The organism is Zunongwangia atlantica 22II14-10F7, from assembly GCF_002094855.1.
GTDB classification, from domain to species: Bacteria; Bacteroidota; Bacteroidia; order Flavobacteriales; family Flavobacteriaceae; genus Zunongwangia; species Zunongwangia atlantica.
Genome location: NZ_ARYN01000004.1, coordinates 147029 through 168941, shown reverse-complemented (window position 1 = coordinate 168941; position 21913 = coordinate 147029). Strand labels below are relative to the sequence as shown.

General features: G+C 35.0%; 23 protein-coding genes. 14 read left to right on the top strand and 9 right to left on the bottom strand.

Going from position 1 to position 21913, the window contains the following annotated elements; genetic code table 11:
- The first annotated feature begins 34 nt into the window (after positions 1 to 34).
- The 3 genes from ppk1 (at position 35) to IIF7_RS05600 (ending at position 3356) form a co-directional block, all read left to right on the top strand.
- Positions 35 to 2083 carry a polyphosphate kinase 1 gene (ppk1, locus tag IIF7_RS05610; protein ID WP_084840800.1) on the top strand — a complete coding sequence of 683 codons (2049 nt, stop codon included), beginning with the start codon at positions 35 to 37 and terminating at the stop codon, positions 2081 to 2083.
- Positions 2080 to 2931 carry a substrate-binding domain-containing protein gene (locus IIF7_RS05605; RefSeq protein WP_084840700.1) on the top strand — a complete coding sequence of 284 codons (852 nt, stop codon included), beginning with the start codon at positions 2080 to 2082 and terminating at the stop codon, positions 2929 to 2931. The genes ppk1 and IIF7_RS05605 overlap by 4 nt, the downstream gene beginning before the upstream one ends.
- 158 nt (positions 2932 to 3089) lie before the next feature.
- Positions 3090 to 3356: a hypothetical protein gene (locus tag IIF7_RS05600; protein WP_139801273.1), complete on the top strand. Its 267-nt coding sequence runs from the start codon at positions 3090 to 3092 to the stop codon at positions 3354 to 3356.
- 58 nt (positions 3357 to 3414) lie between these two features.
- Here the strand turns inward: IIF7_RS05600 and IIF7_RS05595 are convergent, their stop codons facing one another.
- Positions 3415 to 4080: a uracil-DNA glycosylase gene (locus IIF7_RS05595; protein WP_084840698.1), complete on the bottom strand. Its 666-nt coding sequence runs from the start codon at positions 4078 to 4080 to the stop codon at positions 3415 to 3417.
- Positions 4081 to 4249: 169 nt separating this feature from the next.
- Between IIF7_RS05595 and IIF7_RS05590 the strand changes: the two genes are divergently transcribed.
- From IIF7_RS05590 to IIF7_RS05580, 3 genes are read left to right on the top strand one after another with little or no spacing between them, the layout of a single operon-like run.
- On the top strand, positions 4250 to 6436 hold the full coding sequence (locus IIF7_RS05590) for an endonuclease MutS2 (RefSeq protein ID WP_084840697.1): 2187 nt from the start codon (positions 4250 to 4252) through the stop codon (positions 6434 to 6436).
- A 12-nt stretch (positions 6437 to 6448) separates the two neighbouring features.
- Positions 6449 to 6862 (top strand): thiol-disulfide oxidoreductase DCC family protein, encoded by a 414-nt coding sequence (locus tag IIF7_RS05585; RefSeq protein WP_084840696.1) that lies wholly within the window; start codon positions 6449 to 6451, stop codon positions 6860 to 6862.
- Between the two features lie 55 nt (positions 6863 to 6917).
- Complete coding sequence (locus IIF7_RS05580) at positions 6918 to 7442, top strand: hypothetical protein (RefSeq protein ID WP_084840695.1); 525 nt, start codon at positions 6918 to 6920, stop codon at positions 7440 to 7442.
- 63 nt (positions 7443 to 7505) lie between these two features.
- On the opposite strand, the gene IIF7_RS05575 is transcribed toward IIF7_RS05580, so the two are convergent.
- Together IIF7_RS05575 and aroC are read right to left on the bottom strand one after the other, a co-directional pair.
- Complete coding sequence (locus tag IIF7_RS05575) at positions 7506 to 8819, bottom strand: dicarboxylate/amino acid:cation symporter (protein ID WP_084840694.1); 1314 nt, start codon at positions 8817 to 8819, stop codon at positions 7506 to 7508.
- Positions 8820 to 8843: 24 nt separating this feature from the next.
- Positions 8844 to 9908 (bottom strand): chorismate synthase, encoded by a 1065-nt coding sequence (gene aroC / locus IIF7_RS05570; RefSeq protein ID WP_084840693.1) that lies wholly within the window; start codon positions 9906 to 9908, stop codon positions 8844 to 8846.
- A gap of 277 nt (positions 9909 to 10185) precedes the next feature.
- Here aroC and IIF7_RS05565 point away from each other — a divergent pair, with 277 nt between their 5' ends.
- The 6 genes from IIF7_RS05565 to IIF7_RS05540 all read left to right on the top strand — a co-directional run bounded on the left by IIF7_RS05565 (position 10186) and on the right by IIF7_RS05540 (position 15386).
- Complete coding sequence (locus tag IIF7_RS05565; protein ID WP_084840692.1) at positions 10186 to 10485, top strand: hypothetical protein; 300 nt, start codon at positions 10186 to 10188, stop codon at positions 10483 to 10485.
- Positions 10451 to 11401, top strand: a complete 951-nt coding sequence (locus tag IIF7_RS05560) for an FAD:protein FMN transferase (protein WP_084840691.1) — start codon at positions 10451 to 10453, stop codon at positions 11399 to 11401. The genes IIF7_RS05565 and IIF7_RS05560 overlap by 35 nt, the downstream gene beginning before the upstream one ends.
- A complete protein-coding gene (gene rsxC / locus IIF7_RS05555; protein ID WP_084840690.1) occupies positions 11398 to 12651 on the top strand; it encodes an electron transport complex subunit RsxC in 1254 nt (417 codons plus the stop codon). Before IIF7_RS05560 ends, rsxC begins: the two co-directional genes overlap by 4 nt.
- Complete coding sequence (locus IIF7_RS05550) at positions 12641 to 13732, top strand: RnfABCDGE type electron transport complex subunit D (protein ID WP_084840689.1); 1092 nt, start codon at positions 12641 to 12643, stop codon at positions 13730 to 13732. Before rsxC ends, IIF7_RS05550 begins: the two co-directional genes overlap by 11 nt.
- Before the next feature lie 2 nt (positions 13733 to 13734).
- The gene (locus IIF7_RS05545) at positions 13735 to 14385 is read left to right on the top strand and encodes a nitroreductase family protein (RefSeq protein WP_084840688.1); all 651 of its coding nucleotides are present in this window, start codon (positions 13735 to 13737) and stop codon (positions 14383 to 14385) included.
- Between the two features lie 185 nt (positions 14386 to 14570).
- Complete coding sequence (locus tag IIF7_RS05540; protein WP_084840687.1) at positions 14571 to 15386, top strand: UDP-2,3-diacylglucosamine diphosphatase; 816 nt, start codon at positions 14571 to 14573, stop codon at positions 15384 to 15386.
- A gap of 4 nt (positions 15387 to 15390) precedes the next feature.
- Here IIF7_RS05540 and IIF7_RS05535 read toward each other — a convergent pair whose 3' ends face one another.
- Positions 15391 to 16602: a proline dehydrogenase family protein gene (locus tag IIF7_RS05535; RefSeq protein ID WP_084840686.1), complete on the bottom strand. Its 1212-nt coding sequence runs from the start codon at positions 16600 to 16602 to the stop codon at positions 15391 to 15393.
- 96 nt (positions 16603 to 16698) lie between these two features.
- Between IIF7_RS05535 and aroB the strand changes: the two genes are divergently transcribed.
- Entirely contained in the window at positions 16699 to 17763 is a 1065-nt protein-coding gene (aroB, locus tag IIF7_RS05530; protein WP_084840685.1) for a 3-dehydroquinate synthase, read from the top strand.
- Between the two features lie 93 nt (positions 17764 to 17856).
- On the top strand, positions 17857 to 18153 hold the full coding sequence (locus tag IIF7_RS05525; RefSeq protein WP_084840684.1) for a hypothetical protein: 297 nt from the start codon (positions 17857 to 17859) through the stop codon (positions 18151 to 18153).
- A 63-nt stretch (positions 18154 to 18216) separates the two neighbouring features.
- Here IIF7_RS05525 and IIF7_RS05520 read toward each other — a convergent pair whose 3' ends face one another.
- From IIF7_RS05520 to IIF7_RS05500, 5 genes are all read right to left on the bottom strand, one after another.
- Positions 18217 to 18765 (bottom strand): type 1 glutamine amidotransferase domain-containing protein, encoded by a 549-nt coding sequence (locus tag IIF7_RS05520; protein ID WP_084840683.1) that lies wholly within the window; start codon positions 18763 to 18765, stop codon positions 18217 to 18219.
- 152 nt (positions 18766 to 18917) lie between these two features.
- Positions 18918 to 19658, bottom strand: coding sequence for an SDR family NAD(P)-dependent oxidoreductase (locus tag IIF7_RS05515; RefSeq protein ID WP_084840682.1), 741 nt, complete (start codon positions 19656 to 19658; stop codon positions 18918 to 18920).
- Between the two features lie 77 nt (positions 19659 to 19735).
- Complete coding sequence (locus IIF7_RS05510) at positions 19736 to 20302, bottom strand: Crp/Fnr family transcriptional regulator (RefSeq protein ID WP_084840681.1); 567 nt, start codon at positions 20300 to 20302, stop codon at positions 19736 to 19738.
- A gap of 71 nt (positions 20303 to 20373) precedes the next feature.
- Positions 20374 to 21393: a YihY/virulence factor BrkB family protein gene (locus tag IIF7_RS05505; protein WP_084840680.1), complete on the bottom strand. Its 1020-nt coding sequence runs from the start codon at positions 21391 to 21393 to the stop codon at positions 20374 to 20376.
- Complete coding sequence (locus IIF7_RS05500) at positions 21390 to 21911, bottom strand: DinB family protein (RefSeq protein WP_084840679.1); 522 nt, start codon at positions 21909 to 21911, stop codon at positions 21390 to 21392. Before IIF7_RS05500 ends, IIF7_RS05505 begins: the two co-directional genes overlap by 4 nt.
- Positions 21912 to 21913: the final 2 nt, after the last annotated feature.

Genomic DNA, 21913 nt, shown 5'->3' with positions numbered 1-21913 from the left:
TTTGTATTTTTGGTTAAACACAAGTGAACTAGAAATGCAACAACCAACCGAAGATCGATTTAGACATCGGGACCTTAATTGGCTATATTTTAATGAAAGAGTTTTACAGGAAGCAAAAGACAAATTAAATCCACTTTTTGAACGTATAAAATTTCTCGCCATATTTTCATCGAATTTGGACGAGTATTTTAGAGTGCGTGTTTCGCAACTTAGGCAAATGAAGCGCGTTGAGAAAAGTATTAGGAAAAAGCTTGCTTTAAAACCAAACCGACTTACCAAACAAATCTTAAAAGAGGTTAAAGAACAGCAAGATCGTTTTGGCGATATTTACAACAAGCAAATTTTGCCAGAACTGGCTGCTAACGATATTCATTTAATAGATTCTGAACATTTTTCAAAAGAGCAGCAAGTCTTTGCCAACTCCTATTTTATAGAACATGTTAGGAAACATCTAGAAATCAAGAAAGTAGATATTTCTAAAGAAAATGAGCTTTTTTTAGATAATGCCATGATCTATTTTTTAATCACTTTTGAAAATGAAAGTGAATTAGGGGTTGTAAATATTCCGGTAGATCAGTGCGGTCGTTTTGTTTATTTTGAGCATGGAAAAAACATGCTTACTTATTTAGATGAAATTGTAAGAAGCGAACTTCCTTGCTTATTCCCAGAAGATATAATTACCGGTATCTATGAAGTAAAATTAAGCCGTGATGCTGAACTTTATATTGAGGATAAATATGAAGGTATTTTAGCTGAAAAGATTTACGATAGTCTAAAACAGCGTACAGACGGCCAACCTACTCGGCTGCTTTACGACGCCAGTATGCCAGCTGAAGTACAAAAAAAGGTGCGACATTTATTGAATCTTGGTAAAATAGATATGATGCCCGGTGGCAAATATCATAACTTCAAAGATTTTTTATCTCTTAAAGATCCTACCAAAAATCCCGACTTACATTTTGAGGAACAGCCGCCTATTTCGCATAAAGTTTTAGAAAACTCATCTAATTATTTTAATACCATAAAGGAAAAAGATCAATTGGTCCATTTTCCTTATATGTCTTTTAAATATGTAGAGCGATTTTTAGACCAGGCGGTAAAAGATAAGAATGTAAGCGAGATTAAAATATCGCTTTATCGTGTTGCTGATAATTCACCATTAACCAGCAGCTTACTGGAAGCTTTAGAAAAAGGAAAAAAAGTGACTGTTTTTGTGGAAGCAAAGGCACGTTTTGACGAGGAAAATAATATTATCTGGGGAAGAAAGTTCGAAGAAAAAGGCGCTAATGTGATTTACAGCTATCCTAAGATCAAAGTGCATTCTAAAATCATGATGATCTCCAGGAAAGAAGGTAAAGACATTATAAACTACTCTTATATTGGTACTGGTAACTTCAATAACGAGACGTCTAAGATCTATTGCGATCACGCACTTTTTACAGCCAATCACGATCTTACAAAAGAAATGGCCAGACTTTTTATGGTGTTAGAAGGCGAGCTTATTGTTCCTCGAGAAAAACACCTGCTAATTTCTCCATTTTCAACCAGGCAAAAATTTACGACGCTTATTTATAATGAGATCGAAAATGCCCGAATGGGAAAGAAGGCAAAAATTACTGCTAAAATGAATAGTTTAGAAGATTATGAAATTATTGATCTTCTTTATAAAGCCAGTGAAGCCGGGGTAGAAATACGACTTTTAGTGCGAGGATTCACATGTTTGATCCCAGGAGTTGAAGGTTTAAGCGAAAATATTTATATTACGAGTATTGTTGATCGTTATTTAGAACACGGCAGAATTTATCTTTTTGAGAATGATGGTGAAGAATTAATGTTCTTTGGAAGTGCCGACTGGATGAACAGAAACCTTGATCGAAGGATCGAAGTGGTGACGCCAATTTATGATGAAGATGTTTTTAGCGAATTAAAAGATATTCTTGAAATTCAGTTGAGTGATAATGTAAAGGCCAGAATTCAGGATGCGGGGGAAACCAACCAATATGTAAAAGCTGAAAAATCGGCTAAGCGTAATCGGTCGCAATATTCAATTTATGACTACCTTAAACAAAAACATAAAATATGAAAACTCTCAAAGTAGGCGGAGTCCCCGAACACTTCAACCTTCCATGGCACTTATGTATTGAAAACGACGAATTTAAAAACGAAGATATTAATGTGATCTGGAAGGATTTTCCAGATGGTACGGGTGCGATGACAAGGGCCTTAAGAAGCGGAGAAATAGATGTTGCCGTTTTACTTACCGAGGGTGCTGTAAAAGATATTATTTCTGGAAACGAAGCTAAAATTGTACAATCTTACATTGGTTCTTCACTAATTTGGGGAATTCATGTAGATGCTAATTCAGAATATCAAAACATCCAGGATCTGGAAGGCAAAAAAGTAGCCATTAGCCGTGTGGGATCTGGTTCTCAATTAATGGCTTATGTAAATGCCCAAAATCAGGGTTGGGATCCTTCAAGCTTAGAATTTGAAATTGTTGGAGATATTAATGGCGCAATTGAAGCTTTAAAAGAAGGACGAGCCGATTATTTTATGTGGGAACACTTTACCACAAAACCACTTGTAGATAATAGTACATTTCGCCGAGTAGCCGACTGCCCTACTCCATGGCCATGTTTCGTGATTGCTGTTAAAAATAAAGTACTAAAGTTCGATTATGCCGATGTTCGAAAAATGACCGATATCGTAAATAAAAAATCTTCTGAAATTTTAAATATTCCTGGTATCGATAAGGTTTTTGCTGAACGCTACGAACAAAAGATTGAAGATATTAGAAAATGGATGGAAATTACGAGTTGGAGTCAGCATCAAATTTCTGAAGAAGACCTGGAAGAAGTTCAGCAGCAATTATTAAAACTAGATCTTATCTCTAATACTATCGATAGTTCCTGTATTTTGTATAATTTGTAGATATTCTCTTTAGATTTCACATCAGCAAATCTTAAATGATAAGATCAATTTTCAAATCTAGTATTGCAATTCTTGTTCTAATTTCTTGTGAAGAATATAAAAATGAGAATTCAGATTCCGGATCATATTCGTTCAACAAGGGAAAAAGTGGGGTGGAAATGAAAATTCTCAGCGGGCATAATTATCTTATTTACGACACTCCAATTAAGACGAATTTTGAATGGACAAATATCGATCCCAAAACAAGTTCTATCATTGGTACGGGGATAAGAATACTTGAAACCAAAAATGGAGTTACAAAAACAGAAATAAATGTACCTGAAAATATCTTAAAATCTGATACTCTTTATATTAAATTGAATTTCAGGAATAATGGAGAAAATACAAGAACAGAATTTCGTGTTCCCATAAAAACTAAAAGATAGATAAATTTCTTTTTAAATTTTTCTCTAAAATATAAATTCTTAGATCTGACTTCTAAGATCACCAAACTATCGGTTTTTTACCATGATCTGTTAAATATTCATTGGCTTTAGTAAAATGTTTGTTTCCAAACCAATAACCACGATTTGCACTTAAAGGAGATGGATGTCCGCTGGTTAAAATTAGATGTTTTGAGGCATCAATTTTTTTAGCTTTTTTCTTGGCGTAACCGCCCCAAAGCATAAAAACAACATTTTCTTTTTCTGCTGAAATAATTTCAATTACACGATCTGTAAAACTTTCCCATCCTTTGCCCTGGTGCGATCCTGCCTGGTGCGCTCTTACTGTTAGCGTAGCATTAAGCAGTAAAACACCTTGATCTGCCCAACGCTCTAAATTACCGGTTTGTGGAATTGGGCTACCGGTATCGGTTTGTATTTCTTTAAAAATATTGATCAAAGAAGGTGGATGCGGAATTCCGTCGTTTACCGAAAATGATAGTCCGTTTGCCTGTCCCGGGCCATGATATGGATCCTGCCCTAAGATCACCACTCGGGTATCTTCAAAATTAGAATGATCAAAAGCGGCAAAAATATGTTTGCCTTTTGGATACACATTAAAGTTTGAATATTCAGTTTTAACAAATTCTACAAGATTTTTAAAATAATCTTTCTCAAATTCGGTATCTAAATGCGTTTTCCAGCCTTCGTTAATATTTACGTTCATTATAATTTTAAGTAAATTTGCAGTGTTTCAAAAGTAGGAAAAATTAAATAAGCTTTGGAACAAAGCAAAAGCAATAAGAAAGAAAAAACACAAATTATAATTTCAATAAGTCGGTTTTAAAAAGCAATCGATCAAAATTGAAAATTAAACCCTCTATGAGGGATTGTTTATGATAAAGATTACAGAAAAAAGCCTTGCAGATTTAGAATTTCCGGTAGTTAGAGAGCAGATAAGCAAATTATGCGTAACTGACCCGGGGAAAGCTAAAGCATTAGAAATTAAGCCATTTAAAACCTATAAAAAAACCTATTTTGGATTACATCAAACTAACGAATATGTAAGTTCCAAACTACAGGAAACGCCAATCCCAAATCATGGTTTCGATCAAATAAATAATGAGCTCAAATTATTGAATATTGAAGAAACTATTTTAGAGGTTTCAGGTTTTCGAAAAATCGCTACACTTTCTGAAACGGTAAATACGCATCTTCGATATTTCCATAAATTTCAGCAAATTTATCCAAACCTGCATCAAACAGTATCTGAGGTTGAATATACCACCGTTCTTATCGATCAGATCAATAAAATCGTAGATCGTTTTGGTGAGATTAAAGATGATGCTTCTCCCCTTTTGCAAAGTCTTCGCCGCAAGATCAATTCAGTAAAAGGTCAAATTAACGGAAGTTTTAATAGTGCTTTAAGCACCTATTCTTCTTATGGATATTTAGATGACATTAGAGAAAGTGTTGTAGAAAATGTACGAGTTTTAGCAGTAAAAGCCATGTACCGTCGAAAGGTGAAAGGCGGAATTATGGGAAGCTCCAAAACGGGAAGTATTGTTTTTATTCAGCCAGAATCAACTTTTCAGTATACGCGAGAACTCAATAATCTTCAGTATGAAGAAAAAGAAGAAGTTAACCGAATTTTAAAAGAGCTCACCGAATTTGTTCGGCCTTTTAGAGAACTTTTAATTCAGTATCAAAAATTACTCACCAAGATCGATGTTATTGCTGCAAAGGCAAAATACGCCGAGAAGATTAACGGCATTTTACCAACAATCACAGCAGATCAGGAAGTTCAGTTAAAAGAAGCTTATCATCCCCTATTATTGATCAGCAATAATAAAAAAGGAAATAAAACCTATCCGCAGGATATAGATCTTAGTAAAGATAATCGCATCGTAGTGATTTCTGGGCCCAACGCCGGAGGTAAAAGTATCACACTTAAAACGGTTGGCTTATTACAGTTAATGCTGCAAAGCGGTATTTTAATTCCGGTTCATGAATTTAGCCGGGTTTCATTTTTCAATAGAATTTTAACCGATATTGGTGATAACCAATCGATCGAAAATCACTTAAGTACCTATTCGTATCGATTAAAGAATATGAATTATTTTCTGCGGAAGTGTGACGATAAAACATTGTTCTTAATTGACGAATTTGGTACCGGTAGTGATCCTGAACTTGGTGGTGCTTTGGCTGAAACTTTTCTTGAAGTTTTTTACGAAAAAGAAAGCTTTGGAATCTTAACCACGCACTACGCTAACCTGAAAAAATTAGCCAGCGAATTGCCCAATATGAGCAATGCGAATATGCTTTTTGATTCCAGAAGCTTAGAACCTATGTTCAAGCTTCGAGTGGGTGAAGCTGGAAGTTCTTTTACTTTTGAAGTTGCTCAGAAAAACGGAATCCCGTATAGTTTAATTAATCGTTCGAAGAAAAAAGTAGAGCGTGGTAAAATTCGTTTTGACAGAAGTATTGCCAAACTTCAGCAAGAGCGCAGTAAACTTCAAAAAACAACCGATTCTTTAAAGCAGAAAGAGCAGAAAGCAGCAGTACAAAAGGATAAGCTGGAAGAAACCAATGCGCGTATTCAGCAGAAATTAGAAGATTACCAAGAGCTTTTTGATACCAATCAGCGAATGATCTATTTGGGACAAAAAGTAAATGATATCAGTGAAAAATTCTTTGCCAACAATAACAAAAAAGAGCTTATTGGTGAGTTTTTAAAGATGGTCGCAATAGAAAATTCTAAGCGAAAAAAACAAAACGCAAAACAGCGAAAAGCAGAGAAAGCACGCGAGGAAAAAATAAAGGCTGAAGCCGAAAAGAAAGTTGAGGTAATTCGACAAAAGAAAAAAGAAGAGAAAAAGAAAGAAGAGATCGAGGCTAAAAAAGAAGCGAACAAGCCAAAAGCGAAGGTAAAACTTGGTGATCGTGTTCGTCTTGAAGACAGCCGTAGTGTTGGAACCTTAGACAAGATCGAAAAAGGAAAAGCAACGGTTAATTATGGAATGTTTACCACACAGGTGGATATAGAAAAATTAGAATTGGTGCAAGCCATGAAAAAATCTTAGAAAAAATTATTAATGAATATTCCTAAAAATAAGAAAATTATACTTTTTGATGGTGTTTGCAATCTATGCAATGATGCCGTAATATTCATTATAAAACATGATAAAAACGACAAATTTCGCTTTGCATCTTTGCAAAGTGATCTTGGTCGTCAACTTCTTGAAGAGCGCAATATCGATCCTAATTATTTAGATTCGATCATTCTAATTGAACCCGGTATAGCCTGGTATGAAAAATCTGATGCAGCCCTAGAAATTTCAAAGGATTTAAGTGGTTTTTATCAAGGTCTAAAGATCTTTAAATTTCTCCCAAAAGGATTTCGAGATGCGGTTTATAATGGTATCGCGAATAACCGCTATAAATGGTTTGGTAAAAAAGAGAGTTGTATGATCCCAACACCAGAGCTTAAAGCAAAATTTTTGGATTAGGTTTTATAGAGTTGTTCGATTTTATATCTTACCGTTCTAAAAAATAGTATAGTCTATGGAGCTTCACTGGCATTGCGAACTTTGCGAACATCAGGATGTAAGTTTAAAAGAAGGAAATATTTGCGGATTAACGGGAAAAAAGCCCGGTTTTACTACCACTTGCAACAAAATAGAATTTGGAGACAGAAGGGATGAGAAAATTGTTGCTATTAACGCAAAATATCAGAAAGTATTGAAAAATAAATGGTGGGTATATAGCTATTTCATTCTGTTCAACATTTTCGCCATCGCATTATTCTATTTTGATTATTTATTCCTGGATTACTTGAAACATTTTTTCCTAATGGCTTATGCTGTTCCCATTTTCATTACAGCAATAGGAATAACATTATTAGGAATGGGTTGGGGAGCTTTAAATAATTACAGAAATAATCTAAGCATTGCTAAAGCGAATAAAAACGAAGTTGATTTGGTTCTTTCAGCTTACAACATAGATTATAAGCTGAAGTTAGATTTCCTCAAATCTTTTCATGGTGAGCCAAAAGTAAAAAGTGATCTTAAGTTTTATTATAAAGAATAAGTATTTCGAGAGCTTCCCAGTCGAAATAAATTTTTAATCAAAATCAACTAATATTCACAAATACTATTTCTTGTGAGTTTTAGCATATTCGTCATCCCACTCTTTTACGTTTGGTGGTCCCATCATATCTACAGATTTTGCAACCATCACAGATACAGCAGCATCTCCGGTAACATTCACCGTTGTTCTACACATATCTAGTGGTCTATCTACTGCGAATATCAAAGCTAAACCTGCTTCAGGAATTCCTGCTTGTGCCAATACGATAACCAGCATCACCATTCCTGCTCCCGGTACCGCTGCAGATCCAATAGAAGCTAAAGTTGCCGTAGCGATAATACCTAATTGCGCACCAATACTAAGATCGATTCCAAAAGCCTGGGCAATAAAAACAGCTGCAACTGCCTGGTATAAACTTGTCCCATCCATGTTGATAGTCGCACCGATGGGTAATACAAAACTGGTAACTTCTTTATGAACTCCCATATGTTCTTCTACACGTTCCATAGTAACAGGTAAGGTTGCTGCACTAGAACTTGTTGAAAATGCTAACAGCTGGGCAGGAGCAATTCCATTAATAAAAAATGAAGGTTTATTTTTAGTGAAAACCCAAACAAGCAGGATATAAATTCCTATCATAATCGCCAAACCTAACACAACGGTTAAAGCATACATGGCTAAGGCAGCAAAGAGATCTGTACTTGGTGATTCTACTACTAAAGCAGCTAGTAATGCAAAAACTCCGTATGGTGCAAAAAGCATGATTAGATCGATTAATTTCAGGATCACTTCATTAAAACCATCAAAGAAATCTTTTACTGGCTTCGCAGTTTTTTCATCAATTAAGATCAAACCAATTCCGAAGAAAATAGCAAAGAAAATTACCTGCAGCATATTCCCGTTATCACTGGCAGCCGCAAAAATATTACTCGGCACCAAATCTTCTAACGCCTGTAGAGGTCCGGCTTCCCGCTGTTTCGCAGCATTCGCCTGTACTCCAACAGCATCACCTTCATAACTACTAATTAATTCCTGCCGGGTATCTTCGCCAATGGTTCCACCAGGATTAATAAGGTTCACCATAATTAAACCAATAGTTACAGCAATTACCGTGGTGGCAATATAAATACCGATGGTACGAAAACCCATTTTGGATAATTTCGAGATATCTTTTAAATCTGAAATTCCCTTAATTAACGAAGCTAAAATTAGCGGAACTGCAATAAGCTTTAGCGAGTTAATAAAAATGTTTCCAAAAGGTTTTATCCAGTCACTCACAAAATCGGCTCCCCAGCTAAAATTGGTCATGATAAGTGCAAAAACAACTCCGGCAAACATTCCTAATAAAATCTGCCAATGCAGCGCTAATTTCTTCATAGTGTGGTTTTCTGTATTGTTTTATTAAAGTTTAGAGGATTTATTCTGAAGGAAAAAATCGGCAATCGTAAGTGCAGCCATAGCTTCAACGATAGGAACCGCTCTTGGAACTACACAAGGATCGTGACGACCTTTTCCTTGCATTTCTACGATTTCTCCGTCTTTATTTATGGTATCCTGTTTTTGCATAATCGTCGCAACAGGCTTAAAAGCTACATTGAAGTAAATATCCATTCCGTTTGAAATTCCGCCCTGGATACCGCCGCTCAAATTGGTTTTTGTAGAGCCGTCTTCGTTAAAAAGATCGTTATGCTCACTACCTTTCATTTTTGTGCCTTCAAAACCGCTACCATATTCAAAACCTTTAACGGCATTTATGGATAGCATAGCTTTACCTAATTCGGCATGTAATTTATCAAAAACTGGTTCTCCCAATCCTTTTGGTACGTTGCTAATCACGCAACGAACAGTTCCACCAACAGTATCACCCTCAGATCTTATTTGCTTAATAAAGGCTTCCATTTCTTCAGCTTTAGCCTTATCTGGGCATCTTACGGGATTTGTTTCGATTAAAGAAAAATCTACTTCATAATGTGGTTTATTCAAAGAGATTTTACCAACCGAATCTACATAAGCAGTGATCTTAATATCTTTTAGCAGTTGTTTAGCAATTGCACCTGCCACTACTCTACTTGCAGTTTCTCTTGCAGAACTACGACCACCACCACGATAGTCTCTTACACCATATTTTTCGTCATAGGTATAATCTGCGTGACTTGGGCGATACGTATCTTTAATATGTGAATAATCTTTAGATTTTTGATTTGCGTTATGAATTACAAAACCAATGGGTGTGCCAGTGGTTTGCCCTTCAAAAATACCCGAGTAAAACTCTACCGTATCTGGTTCTTTACGCTGCGTAACGATAGCAGACTGGCCAGGTTTTCTTCGGTTTAATTCTTCCTGAATTGCTTCAAAGTCTAATTCTAATCCTGCCGGGCATCCATCGATGACTCCACCTATTGCCGGCCCATGTGATTCACCAAATGTGGTGAGTTTAAAAAGTTTTCCGAAGGAATTTCCTGCCATTAGTTCGATTTTGAACAAATGTAATTTTTTAGCCTATAATTTAAAAATTGATTTTAGTAAAACATTCGCATTTCTTCAAGAAAAAGCTTTGCCGCAGGCTAAACTGTAATTTTTGGTTTAAAAATATTCAGTTTTAGGCTTAATTATTTAATAATTCACTAATAATAAGTTTTCTCTATTCCCAAGTTCTAAAAAGTGTACTTAACTACCGTTAAAGCTAGAAAACTACTAATATACTCTATCCTTATTGCTTATTTTTGAAGCAAAATTTTGCTGAATGAAATTGATAAAACAGGCGGGCTTATATCTTTTAGGTGCCGGACTTTTAATTTTCGGAAACCGGAAAACTCTGGATGGGATTCTGGTTTCACTCGATCCGCCCGAAGAAAAGGATCATAAAAAGTTTGATGAAGCCTTTGAAACGCAAAAAATTACCCGAAACAAAGAAAATAAACTGGCAAACGAAAATATTTATTTTCAAACCATTCATATCGACGAAAGAGATATTAACGCCACTCCAACCCGTAAAACAAGTATAGAAAGTGATAACGCAGAAACCGCTTCCGCAAGTCAGTAAACCATACAAAGCGCAAACCCGGTTCCTGTTTTATTGCCATATAAAAATTAAACTTCCGGTAGTTTGCCACGACTTTTATTTTGATGAACTTTTTGCTGAATTAGAGCGAATCGATCGATTGTACAATTCATATTCAGAAGATTCCTACATCTCCAAAATCAATAAAAACGCCGGGCATTTTACTGAAGTTGATGAGTTTACTGTTGAATTACTGAAACAAGTAAAACAACTTTCTGGTTACTTTCAGGGCGCTTACGACATTACCTCGATGCCACTTTTAAAACTTTGGGGTTTACACGGAAATAAAGTAAACAAAATCCCGAGTTTAACTGAAATTGAAGCGAGTCAGCAATTAGTGAATTATAAAAACATTCAGACTGAAGGAAATCGGGTTAAAATTGAAAACGGACAAGAAATTAACACTGGTTCTTTTTTAAAAGCTTACGCGATCGATGTGGTTTTAAAAAAATTGAAAAACGATGGCATCACCGATGCGATGATCAATGCCGGCGGAAGTACGATCTTTGGATTAAACGATGATGAACATCCCAACTGGAAAGTAAATGTTCCAGATCTAACTGAAAATACAGACCTATTTCAACTAAAATTAAAGAATAATTGCTTTTCTACTTCAGCGAGAAATACGCACTCCAACATTATTGAAGGAAAAGAGTTTGGGCATATTATCAATGCAACAACAGGTTCTCCTTCCAGTAATTATCAGGTTGGTTTGCTTACCGATTCTTGTTTTTTAGGCGATGTTTTGGCTACCGGACTTTTCGCTATCCCTTCCAACCACTTTTTGGTGACTTTGCATAAAATTCAGCAGGATTTTAAGATGGAAGGCTTTTTAATTAACGAACAAGGCGGAATTATTACTTCGGAAAACTTTCCGGTAAAGATCGATCGCTTATGATGCAAATTCCGTCGTTAAAATATAAAACCAAAAAACAGCCGATTGCTGAATTAAAAGATGCTTCAGTTTATCGAATTCCGCTGCAATCGTACCGATCAACTTTGCAGCCGCTTGTAAAAATCGGCGACCAAATTTTACAATATCAGGTATTAGCTGAAGATGTAGAACATCAATTCGCAGCTAAGATTCATTCGCCGGTTTCAGGAAAAGTTATTGCGATCGATGAACATTATATCAGTTTAGAAAATGATTTTCAGCAACAAAAAATCACTACTAAAATTATCGAATCTCAGCAATTAGATTTAGAGCGTTTTGTTCAGGTTTTAAAAGACTTCGGAATTGCAGGAATTGGAGGCGCAGAATTCCCGACCAATATTAAATATAAGGTTAAAGAAAGTAATGTCAAATCACTTTTAATCAATGGAATAGAATGCGAACCTTATTTAACTTCAGATTACGCGGTGATGCGTCACGAAACTGAAAAATTATTGAAAACCATTGCGGTTTTAAATCAAATTTTTCAACCTGAAGAGATCGTCATTGGGATTGAAAAGCAGCATAAAGAACTCAAAAAACATTTCGAAAAAAGCTTCAAAAATCATCCAAACTTAGCAGTTAGAATTCATTTATTACCCAATGAATATCCGCAAGGTGGCGAACTTCAGTTCATAAAAAGTGTTACCCATAAAGAAATTCCAAAGGGAAGCATCCCGGCGAATTTTGGATATCTGGTGAGCAACGTGGGGACGATTTTAGCGATTTACGAAGCTCTTTTTAATGGAATCCCCACCACTGAACGGGTGATTACGATTTCAGGAAATGCGGTAAACACTATTGGTAACTATCGTGTAAAAATTGGAACTCCTATTCGGCATATTTTAAAAGAATTAAATATCGATGCTGAAGGTGTAGATATCGTTTTGGGCGGACCAATGATGGGAAAAGAAGTAGTCGATTTGGATAGCCCAATTAAAAAAGGTTCTGGCGGACTTCTGTTATTTAAAAAACAGCAAAAATCTATCGAAAATTGTATTGAATGCGGGTATTGCGTAGATGTTTGTCCGCAGCATTTAATGCCAATGCAGTTTGTAAAAGGTCATCAAGAAGATCAAAATTTGTTGAGTCAATTCAACTTAGATCATTGTATTGAATGTGGCGCCTGCGAATATATTTGTCCTAGTAATTTACCGCTGATGCAAAGCATTGTGTTGGGAAAAGTGGAACTTCAAAAAATGATGTATGCAAAATAAGCGCTTCTCCCCTTTTGTTAGTTCTAAAAATAGTATCGGCAAAGTGATGCTCGATGTGATCATTGCCTTGTTACCACTTTGTGCATTTGCATTTTATACCTATCGCATCTGGTTTTTAATCGTTTTAGGTTCAGCTTTAGGTGGCGCTATTTTAACCGAAATACTATTTTCTGGCATCCTTTTAAAAAAATGGAGAGGAATTTTAGATGGTTCAGCCATTATCACGGTGTTGCTGCTCGTATTTACGATTTCACCTTTAACGCCCTGGTATGTGGCTGCTTTTGGTGGTTCTTGCGCTGTTTTATTTGGAAAAATTCTTTGGGGCGGCGTTGGCAAAAATAAATTCAATCCGGCTTTGGTGGGGCGTGAATTTATGACGGTATTTTTTCCGCTGGTGATGAGTTCAGGAGATATTTGGTCGACGAAAAGAATTCGGTATGTATATGAAGTTGAATGGTTTGATTTTATTCCGAATGCACATTGGGCCGAATTCTTGAATGAATTATTCTTTGTTCCTACCGGAGCTTTAGGCGAATATTCAGCAGTATTTTTATTGTTAGGCGGAATTTATTTGATCTTTAGAAGAAGAATTTCGTGGCATATTCCGGCATTTCTATTAGTGAGCTTCCTTTCATTTCTATGGATCTTTGAAGATCAAAACCTCAATTATAGTTTAGGCGGAATCTTACTCGGCGGAATCTTTATGGCCACCGATATGCCATCGAGTCCATCTTCTCCCACCGGAAAATCTTATTACGGATTAATGATTGGTTTAGTTGCCGGGCTTTGCATTCAGTTTGGTGCCGGTTTCGAATATATGTCGTACTCCATTTTAATTCTGAATGGATTTTCAACAAAAATCAATCAGGTTTTTATGCCAAGAACCTGGGGAACAAAAACCGATTGGCCTAAAAAAATAGAGGAAGTATTTTTACTCACGCTTTCAGTACTCACCGTCACTTTTGCAGTGCTAAGCCTGCATTACTACGGTTACATTCCGTATCTCATTTACATTTATATTATTTATATTATTTTCAAGTTTAATTTTTCATTCAGTAAAAAACTGCATCAACCCATATAATTATGAAGAAGATCTTTCTTATCGCGATTAGTGCATTAAGTTTAATTGCCTGTGAGCAAAAAGCAGAAACGCCCGAAGTGTTGAATTTAGAAGGAAAAACGGCCGTGATCGATAATATGCTTTCGCGAAGAAGTATCCGAAAATATACCGATGAGCAAGTTGCTAAAGAACAGCTCGACACGATTATGAAATGTGCGATCTATGCGCCAAGTGCGTTGAATAAACAGCCGTGGGAGATTCGTGTGATTCAGAATCAGGAGATTTTGAATGAAATTAACCAGCGTTTTTTAAATTATGCTGAAGGAAAAGAATTTAAAGGAAGTGCGGCACATTATCGCGAACCCGGATTTAGTATATTTCACGGCGCGCCAACCGTGATCGTGATGGCCAGAGATAAAAGCAGTAACATTAGTTATATGGACTGCGGAATTGCGCTTCAGAATATTTTATTAAGCTCAAAAGCATTAGGATTAGGAACTTGCCCGCTAGGGACTTTGGTTTCGGTTATGAATTTGGAAGAAAATTCAGATCTATTAGAATTAATCAATATTCCTGAAGGTTACGAAGTTGCGATCAATATCGCCTTAGGTTACCCAGCAGAAGATCCTGAAGCTCCAGTTCGATATTCAGATAAGGTGAAAATTATCGAGTAGGTTTCAGTAGATAGTGTTCAGTTGGCAGTAGGCAGTATTCAGTTCGCAGTTTAAAAAGTTATCTATTATCTAATTTCTAGATTCTAGACTCTATTAAATGAATAACAATAAATTGAAGATTGTTTAAAATCAGCTTAATATGATTTTCTAAGAATCGCCTTTCCTTTGCAAAAAAGAAGACTGTATTGGGAAGAAAGCGAAAAATTGATTTGTTGGTGATTTCAGATGTTCATTTAGGAACTTTTGGATGTCACGCGAAAGAATTGTTGCTATATCTTGATAGCGTAGAGCCAAAAAAGTTAATCCTTAATGGAGATTTTATCGATATTTGGCAATTTAGAAAACGTTACTTCCCAAAATCTCACCTGGAAGTCATCAAGAAAATAATCGATCTAAGCACTAGCGGCACTGAAGTGATTTACATTACCGGAAATCACGACGAAATGCTTAGAAAGTTTAGCGAAACTTTTATGGGTTCTTTTTCGATCGTAGATAAACTGGTTTTAGAACTCGACGGTAAAAAAGCCTGGTTTTTTCACGGTGATGTATTTGATGTTTCTATACAAAACGCCAAATGGATCGCTAAACTAGGCGGCTGGGGCTATGATTTTTTAATTCTTATTAATCGCTTTTTAAACTGGTGTTTGGTTAGAATTGGGCGAAAAAAATATTCGCTATCCAAAAAGATCAAAAGCAAAGTAAAAGGTGCTATTAAATTTATAGACGATTTTGAAAAAACCGCCACAGATCTTGCCATAGAAAATGGCTATAAATATGTGGTTTGCGGGCATATTCATCAGCCACGCATCGTTAGAAAAACAAATAAAAAAGGAACCTGCCTTTATTTGAATTCTGGCGATTGGATTGAAAATCTAACCGCCTTAGAATATAATGACAAACGTTGGGAATTAATCCGATTCCCTGAATTAGATGTAAAACAAATTAAAGAGCCACAATTACTTACAGCAATTACGGTTTTAAAAAGAAGTAAATCGCGATAATAGTCTAGAAACTCTCTTTTTCCTGACGATCGTGTCTTGTTTCATGACCTTTTCTACGCTTACGCTCTTCCAGCAACAAAGAAAGCTCTCTACCGGTTTGTCCTTTTACTGAAGAATTTTCTTGTGCTCTACGCATTAAATAAGGAACAACATCTCTAACTGGGCCAAAAGGAACAAGCTTGGCCGAGTTATAGCCTTTTTTCGCTAAATTATAACTTAAATGGTCACTCATCCCAAATAATTGGCTAAACCATATATGTGGATGATTAGTAGATAAATCTTTATCTTCCATAATCTGTAGTGCCAAATAATTGCTTACCTCGTTATGTGTACCTATATAAACTGAAATATCATCCAAATTCCCTAAACAATAAGACATAACGCTATTAAAGTTTACATCTGTAGCTTCTTTGCTCTCACAAATAGGTGAAGGATATCCCAGTTTTTTTGCACGCTCATTCTCTTTTTCCATATAAGCACCACGCACAATCTTAGCTCCTATTTTAAAGCCTTCAGCTTTACCTTTTTTGTGAAGATCTTTTAAATATTCTATACGATCCCAACGATAACATTGTAAAGTATTAAAGATAAGCGCTTCCTGTTTATTGTATTTACGCATCATCTCTTCCATAAGATCATCTGCGGCGGTTTGCATCCAGGTCTCTTCACCATCTGCATATAATCTTACTTTTAACTGGTAAGCTATTTCACAAAGTTTTTCAACCCGAGATTTGATGTTTTCCCACTCTTTTTTTTCTTCAGGAGACAAACTGACTTTTGCAGTCATTTTTTCCCAAATTTCAAATCTACCTACACCAGTAGGTTTAAAAACCGCAAAAGGAACTTCTTTTTCTTTGCTTGCAAACTTTATCAATTCCAGTTTTTGCTTTAAAGCAGCATCAAATTGTTCTTCGGTTTCTTTTCCTTCTACAGAATAATCTAAAATACTGTGCAATTTGGCATCATACATGGTTTTAATGGTTGGCTTACAGTCCTCCATTGTCTCACCACCAGCAAATTGCTCAAAAATCGTCTTTTTGATAAGACCTTCTACAGGTAAATTTAATTTTAAAGACATTTTTGTAAGCGCAATACCAGATTTTACTAAAGTTGGCCTGCCCATCATGCTAAATAAAAAAATCGCTCTATCTAGCTCTGAATCTGATTTTAATCTAAATGCAGTTTTGGTATTGTTAAATATCTTCTTTCTAATCATGGGATATAGTTAATTAACGCAAATATAATTATTGAATATTGATTTCGATTTAATTATTTCTCCTTATTTTCGACACTGTTTTAAAGATCCAAAATCATGGCAACTACGGCAAAAGGAACCGTTTATTATAAAGAAGAAGCATATAAAAAAATTAATGAATATCTTAAAGAAAATAATCATTCTAAGATATTTATTTTGGTAGATAGCAATACCCACGAACTTTGCTTACCTGCCTTTTTACCAAAAATAGAGACTGAAACAGCTATTGAAATTATTGAAATCGAAGCTGGAGAACCATTTAAAAACCTAGACACCTGTATGGGCGTTTGGCAGGCAATGTCTGATCTTGAAGGTGATCGCAAAAGCCTTATGATTAATCTTGGTGGCGGTGTAGTTACCGATCTTGGTGGTTTTGTGGCTTCAACTTTTAAACGTGGAATCAATTATATTAATGTGCCTACTACCCTACTTTCTATGGTAGATGCTTCAGTTGGTGGAAAAACTGGCGTAGATTTAGGGAATCTTAAAAATCAGATTGGAGTAATTTCTAATGCTGAAATGGTAATTGTAGATTCAGATTATCTGGCAACCCTTCCTTCCGAAGAAATGAGAAGTGGTTTAGCTGAAATTTTAAAGCATGGTCTTATTGCCGATGAAGCTTATTGGGAAAAAGTTGGCCAATTAAGTGAACTTACGCTTAAGGACCTTGATGATATAATTCGGGTTTCTGTAGATATAAAAGCCAAGGTTGTTGCTGAAGATCCTTACGAAAATGGGTTGCGAAAAACATTAAATTACGGCCATACTTTGGGTCACGCTATAGAATCTTATTGCCTTACCCATAACGAAAAGAAAACTTTGCTGCATGGTGAAGCTGTTGCTTTAGGTATTATTTTGGCTACATATCTTTCTAAAGAACTTAAAAATTTCCCTACGGAAAAGCTAGAAAGTATTACAAAACGTATCGTAACGCTTTATGGTAAAGTTGAATTTTCTAAAGAAGATATCGATGCGGTAATCGATTTAATGAAATATGATAAGAAGAATGAAGCCGGAAAAATCAATTTTGTTTTACTAAAAGATATTGGTGAAACAGAAATTGATTGCCAGGTGCCAAACAGTTTAATTTTTAATGCTTTTGAATTTTATAAAAACGCCTGATTATTATAAATTTATTATTCCATTAAAAATTTATCTTAAGCCTTTAAGATTTTATATTTTTATTTATAATTGCAAAAAAATCAACCCTAGAAAATGAAAAGAGTAATTGTTGACTTTAAGAAATTAACACCGGAGATATTAAGCCTTCTGGTAGAGAAATATCCTGATGGCTATGATGACGACCACATCATCTCCTTTAAAAATGCGAAGGGAGAAACGGTTGATGCGGTTGAAGTAAGAACAGAAGATGCTATTTATCTTGTAAAAGTAAGTACACGTTTAGAAAATACGATGGCTAATTTTGACGAAGATGATTATGATGATGACGATTTTAACGAGCCAATCGTTGATATTCCGGAAAAAGACAACGACGAAGAAGACGAAGATTAGTATATAAAAAAAAGGGAGCGAAAACTCCCTTTTTTACATTTCTCTCGATTTCATTAAAGAGGATTAGGCATGTTGATATTCATGCTTTCCTTCTTTAATTTCTTCAATTAATTTATCATTAAATGCTGGTAAATCATCTGGTGTTCTACTGGTAACAAAACCTTCGTCTACTACCACTTCTCTATCTACCCATAATGCACCTGCATTTTCAAGATCTTTCTTGATTGATGGATAAGATGTTAAAGTTCTGCCTTCTACAACTTCAGCATCAATAAGAGATTGAGGGCCGTGGCAAATTGCCGCAACAATTTTACTTTGTTTAAAGAAATCTCTTATAAATATTATTGCATCCTGGTTGGTACGTAAATTATCGGGGTTTAAAACTCCGCCTGGTAATACCAAAGCATTATAATCTTTAGCACTTACTTCACTTACCAGCTTATCTACATTAAAATCTTTACCCCATTTGTCGATATCCCAACTTTTAATAGTTCCAGATTTTACGCTGATAATATCTGCTGTAAAACCAGCTTTTTCAATCGCTTCTTTTGGCGATGTAAGTTCGCTTTCTTCAAATCCATCTGTTGCCAAAATAGCTACTCTCTTTTCCATAATTTTAATTTTTTAAGCGTTTACTCAAAATTAAAAACTATTACACAAAAGCTGTATTAAAGGCTTTTTAAAATTGAATTAGCTACTAGTTAATAAGCGTTAAATCTTCAGTAAAAAAATAAAGCTGATTTTATCGAATTTCGATTATTAGTCTACCAAGAAATTTCTCCGGTTTCCGGATTGGTTTCTTCACTAAAAAACTTACCCGAAGGACCATCCTCATTTAGCGTGGCATATTTTATTACTCTCTTAGCAGCAGTTTCTACATCACCACCATTACCAAAAGTGAAATCTGTTGCGGTTAAACCAGGGCAAACAGCATTAATTTTAAAATTAGTATCCTTAAGCTCATACGCCAAATGTATAGTGTACATATTTAAGGCAGCTTTAGAAGACGCATAAACCGCATATTTAGCATAATTATACGCCGGCCAATTTGTATCGCTTTGTAAACTAAGCGAACCAACACTGGTACTTAAATTTACAATTCTGGGTGCATCAGCCTTTTTTAATAAACCAATAAATGCCTTTGTCACTCTTGCAGTCCCTATCACATTTACATCAAAAGCATTTTTAAATTCTTCTGGCTCGCTTGTTAAAGCTGTGTATGGCTCTTTACCTCCATTAATACCTGCATTATTAATTAAAACATCAAGATTGTCGATTTTCGCTTCAACTTTTTGCCTGGCATTATTAACAGATAAATCATTGGTAACATCTATTTGTAGCAACTCTACATTTGTAAAACCTTCAGCATTTAATTTATTAAGGGCATCTAGGCCATTTTGAAGATTTCGGCTTCCTAAAAAAACATAGAATCCTTTTCTTAAAAGCTGTTTAGCTGTTTCAAAACCAATCCCTTTATTGGCTCCTGTAATTAATACACTTTTCATTTTATCTCGATTTTTAAGATTCGAGACAAAGTTGGCGTCATTCTGAAAAAGATTTTTTACCAAATGATAAAAAGAAGCTAGCTTATATTTTTTCTTATTCTACTTAAAGATTGCTGAGTAATCCCCAGGTACGATGCAATGTAATTTAATGGAATACGATTAATAAGTGTTGGATGATTATCCATAAACTCTAAATAACGGGTAGTTGCATCCTGAGAGATAACGGGATTAGATCTGGATTTTTGATACATACATAATTGTACCATTTTATTCTTCATAGTGTCCCAACCAACAATTGTTTGAGATAATTCTTCCCAACTTTCTTTAGAAAAAACAATTATCTTACTATCTGTACAAGCCTGAATATATTCTGACGATGCAGTATTTGCTTCAAAATTTATGTAATCTGACATCAAACTATTTTCACTAATAAAACAGCGCGTAATTTCGTCTCCTAGATTATTATAATAACAACCTCTAAAAACACCTTCTATTACAAAACCAACCTGTTTGGGGATTTTACCTGCTTCAGAAAAATAAGCGTCCTTTTGAAAACTGACTTCCTTTGCTTTACTGGTAATTAAAGCGACTTGCTGTTTATTAAGATGACCGAATTGTAAAATATAGTCTATAAAATTTTCCATCGAACTAAATTGATAAAAATCGAACGTTCACAATTTACCAATTGATAAAAATTTGTGACGATTTTAAAGAATTACGGCATATTATCCTTATTTCTTTTTTTTGATAGGCGAAGATTCTCTTTTAATTTATCGATAATACGTTTTTCCTCTTTTATTTGAACTCTTTTTTTTTCCAGTTTTTCCATTTCCTGATAAATCGCCGGCTCACCATATTTGCCCAATTGAATTTTTTCATGTTTCACTAAGGCATATTGCACGGTAAACTCGGCTCCGTAAAACATAATCATACAGGCATAATATACCCAAAGCAAAATGAGAACAACACTGGATGCCCCTCCATAAACTGAAGTAGGTTCACTTTTCCCGAAATAAAAACTTATTAAAAATTCACCAATTAGAAACAATAGTGTTGTTAGGCTGGCTCCCAAAAAAGTAGTTTTCCACTTAATTTTAATGTCTGGCAATATTTTAAAGATCGACATAAACAAACTGGTAATCACTAAAAAAGAGATCAAAAAATTACCAATATCGAGCATGATTCCCGTTAAATTAGGCGCAATAAAATGAATGCGCTCTTTAAGAAGACTTAATACCGCTGATATTACCAATGAAATTAAAAGCAACAAACCCACTACCAAAATCATCCCAAATGAAATAGCACGATCTAAAAGCAAACTCCAAAAATTGCTACGTTTTTCAGCTACATTCCATATATTATTCATGGCTAGTTTAAGCTGAACAAAAACTCCCGTAGCACCAAAAAGTAACATCCCTACACCAAAAATTACCGCAAAAGTAGAATCATCAGAAAGCCAGGCATTAGAAATCATTCCTTCAATAGCTTTAGCTGCATCCCCACCAATAAACCTGCTAATTTCTGAAGTGATTCTGCCTTGCACAGCTTCTCTACCAAAAAAATAACCGGCTAAAGTAACCACGATAATCAATAATGAAGGTAAAGAAAATAGCGTATAATAAGCTATAGTTGCACTACGCGCATAAGGCTCATTTTTATTCCAACTGGAAAAAGCTTTAGCCATGAGCTTAAAAAAAGCTCTTAGAGATTTTATGAAATTGGGGGGATTTTTCAAATGCTATATCTTTCTCTTAAAATTTTTAAATGATGTTTTGTATGTCCAACAATTATAAAACCAATCGCTCTTGGCGTTGCTGAAGAACCATTCATTTGTCCTACTTGTTTCAGCATTTCATTTGTAAAAGAATCAAATAAAAATGATGTCGATTTTCTTACAATTTCGAATTCATTTTTAATACTTTCTAAACTTCGATTTTCAGCCCCGCTAAATGTTACATAAGCATCATGATCAAAACCCTGTAAAGGCTGAGCTTCTCTCCTGGCAATACTTAAGGCCCGAAATTGAAAAATTCTTTCGACATCCAATAAATGCTGTAAAACTTCAGCAATTGTCCATTTATTCTCCTCGTATCTATACGATAATTTAGCTTCATCTAATCCTTCTAAAAGTGCTGAAATTTCTTTCAGATTATCTAAAAATAATATCCCCAAAGAAATTTCTTTGGGGACACTCTTAATATAATTTTCATAGAACGGATTATATTCTGAAGCACTTAACTGCTCTACCGTCATAA

Excerpts from the sequence above, each read along its gene's own strand:
- IIF7_RS05595 (WP_084840698.1), bottom strand. The coding sequence starts at position 4,080 with ATGAACGTAAATATTAACGAAGGCTGGAAAACGCATTTAGATACCGAA.
- IIF7_RS05605 (WP_084840700.1), top strand. The coding sequence starts at position 2,080 with ATGAAAACTCTCAAAGTAGGCGGAGTCCCCGAACACTTCAACCTTCCA.
- IIF7_RS05525 (WP_084840684.1), top strand. The coding sequence starts at position 17,857 with ATGAAAAGAGTAATTGTTGACTTTAAGAAATTAACACCGGAGATATTA.
- IIF7_RS05600 (WP_139801273.1), top strand. The coding sequence starts at position 3,090 with ATGAAAATTCTCAGCGGGCATAATTATCTTATTTACGACACTCCAATT.
- IIF7_RS05545 (WP_084840688.1), top strand. The coding sequence starts at position 13,735 with ATGAAGAAGATCTTTCTTATCGCGATTAGTGCATTAAGTTTAATTGCC.
- aroB (WP_084840685.1), top strand. The coding sequence starts at position 16,699 with ATGGCAACTACGGCAAAAGGAACCGTTTATTATAAAGAAGAAGCATAT.
- IIF7_RS05585 (WP_084840696.1), top strand. The coding sequence starts at position 6,449 with ATGAATATTCCTAAAAATAAGAAAATTATACTTTTTGATGGTGTTTGC.
- IIF7_RS05500 (WP_084840679.1), bottom strand. The coding sequence starts at position 21,911 with ATGACGGTAGAGCAGTTAAGTGCTTCAGAATATAATCCGTTCTATGAA.
- IIF7_RS05520 (WP_084840683.1), bottom strand. The coding sequence starts at position 18,765 with ATGGAAAAGAGAGTAGCTATTTTGGCAACAGATGGATTTGAAGAAAGC.
- ppk1 (WP_084840800.1), top strand. The coding sequence starts at position 35 with ATGCAACAACCAACCGAAGATCGATTTAGACATCGGGACCTTAATTGG.
- IIF7_RS05575 (WP_084840694.1), bottom strand. The coding sequence starts at position 8,819 with ATGAAGAAATTAGCGCTGCATTGGCAGATTTTATTAGGAATGTTTGCC.
- IIF7_RS05535 (WP_084840686.1), bottom strand. The coding sequence starts at position 16,602 with ATGATTAGAAAGAAGATATTTAACAATACCAAAACTGCATTTAGATTA.
- IIF7_RS05565 (WP_084840692.1), top strand. The coding sequence starts at position 10,186 with ATGAAATTGATAAAACAGGCGGGCTTATATCTTTTAGGTGCCGGACTT.
- rsxC (WP_084840690.1), top strand. The coding sequence starts at position 11,398 with ATGATGCAAATTCCGTCGTTAAAATATAAAACCAAAAAACAGCCGATT.
- aroC (WP_084840693.1), bottom strand. The coding sequence starts at position 9,908 with ATGGCAGGAAATTCCTTCGGAAAACTTTTTAAACTCACCACATTTGGT.
- IIF7_RS05510 (WP_084840681.1), bottom strand. The coding sequence starts at position 20,302 with ATGGAAAATTTTATAGACTATATTTTACAATTCGGTCATCTTAATAAA.
- IIF7_RS05550 (WP_084840689.1), top strand. The coding sequence starts at position 12,641 with ATGCAAAATAAGCGCTTCTCCCCTTTTGTTAGTTCTAAAAATAGTATC.
- IIF7_RS05580 (WP_084840695.1), top strand. The coding sequence starts at position 6,918 with ATGGAGCTTCACTGGCATTGCGAACTTTGCGAACATCAGGATGTAAGT.
- IIF7_RS05590 (WP_084840697.1), top strand. The coding sequence starts at position 4,250 with ATGATAAAGATTACAGAAAAAAGCCTTGCAGATTTAGAATTTCCGGTA.
- IIF7_RS05515 (WP_084840682.1), bottom strand. The coding sequence starts at position 19,658 with ATGAAAAGTGTATTAATTACAGGAGCCAATAAAGGGATTGGTTTTGAA.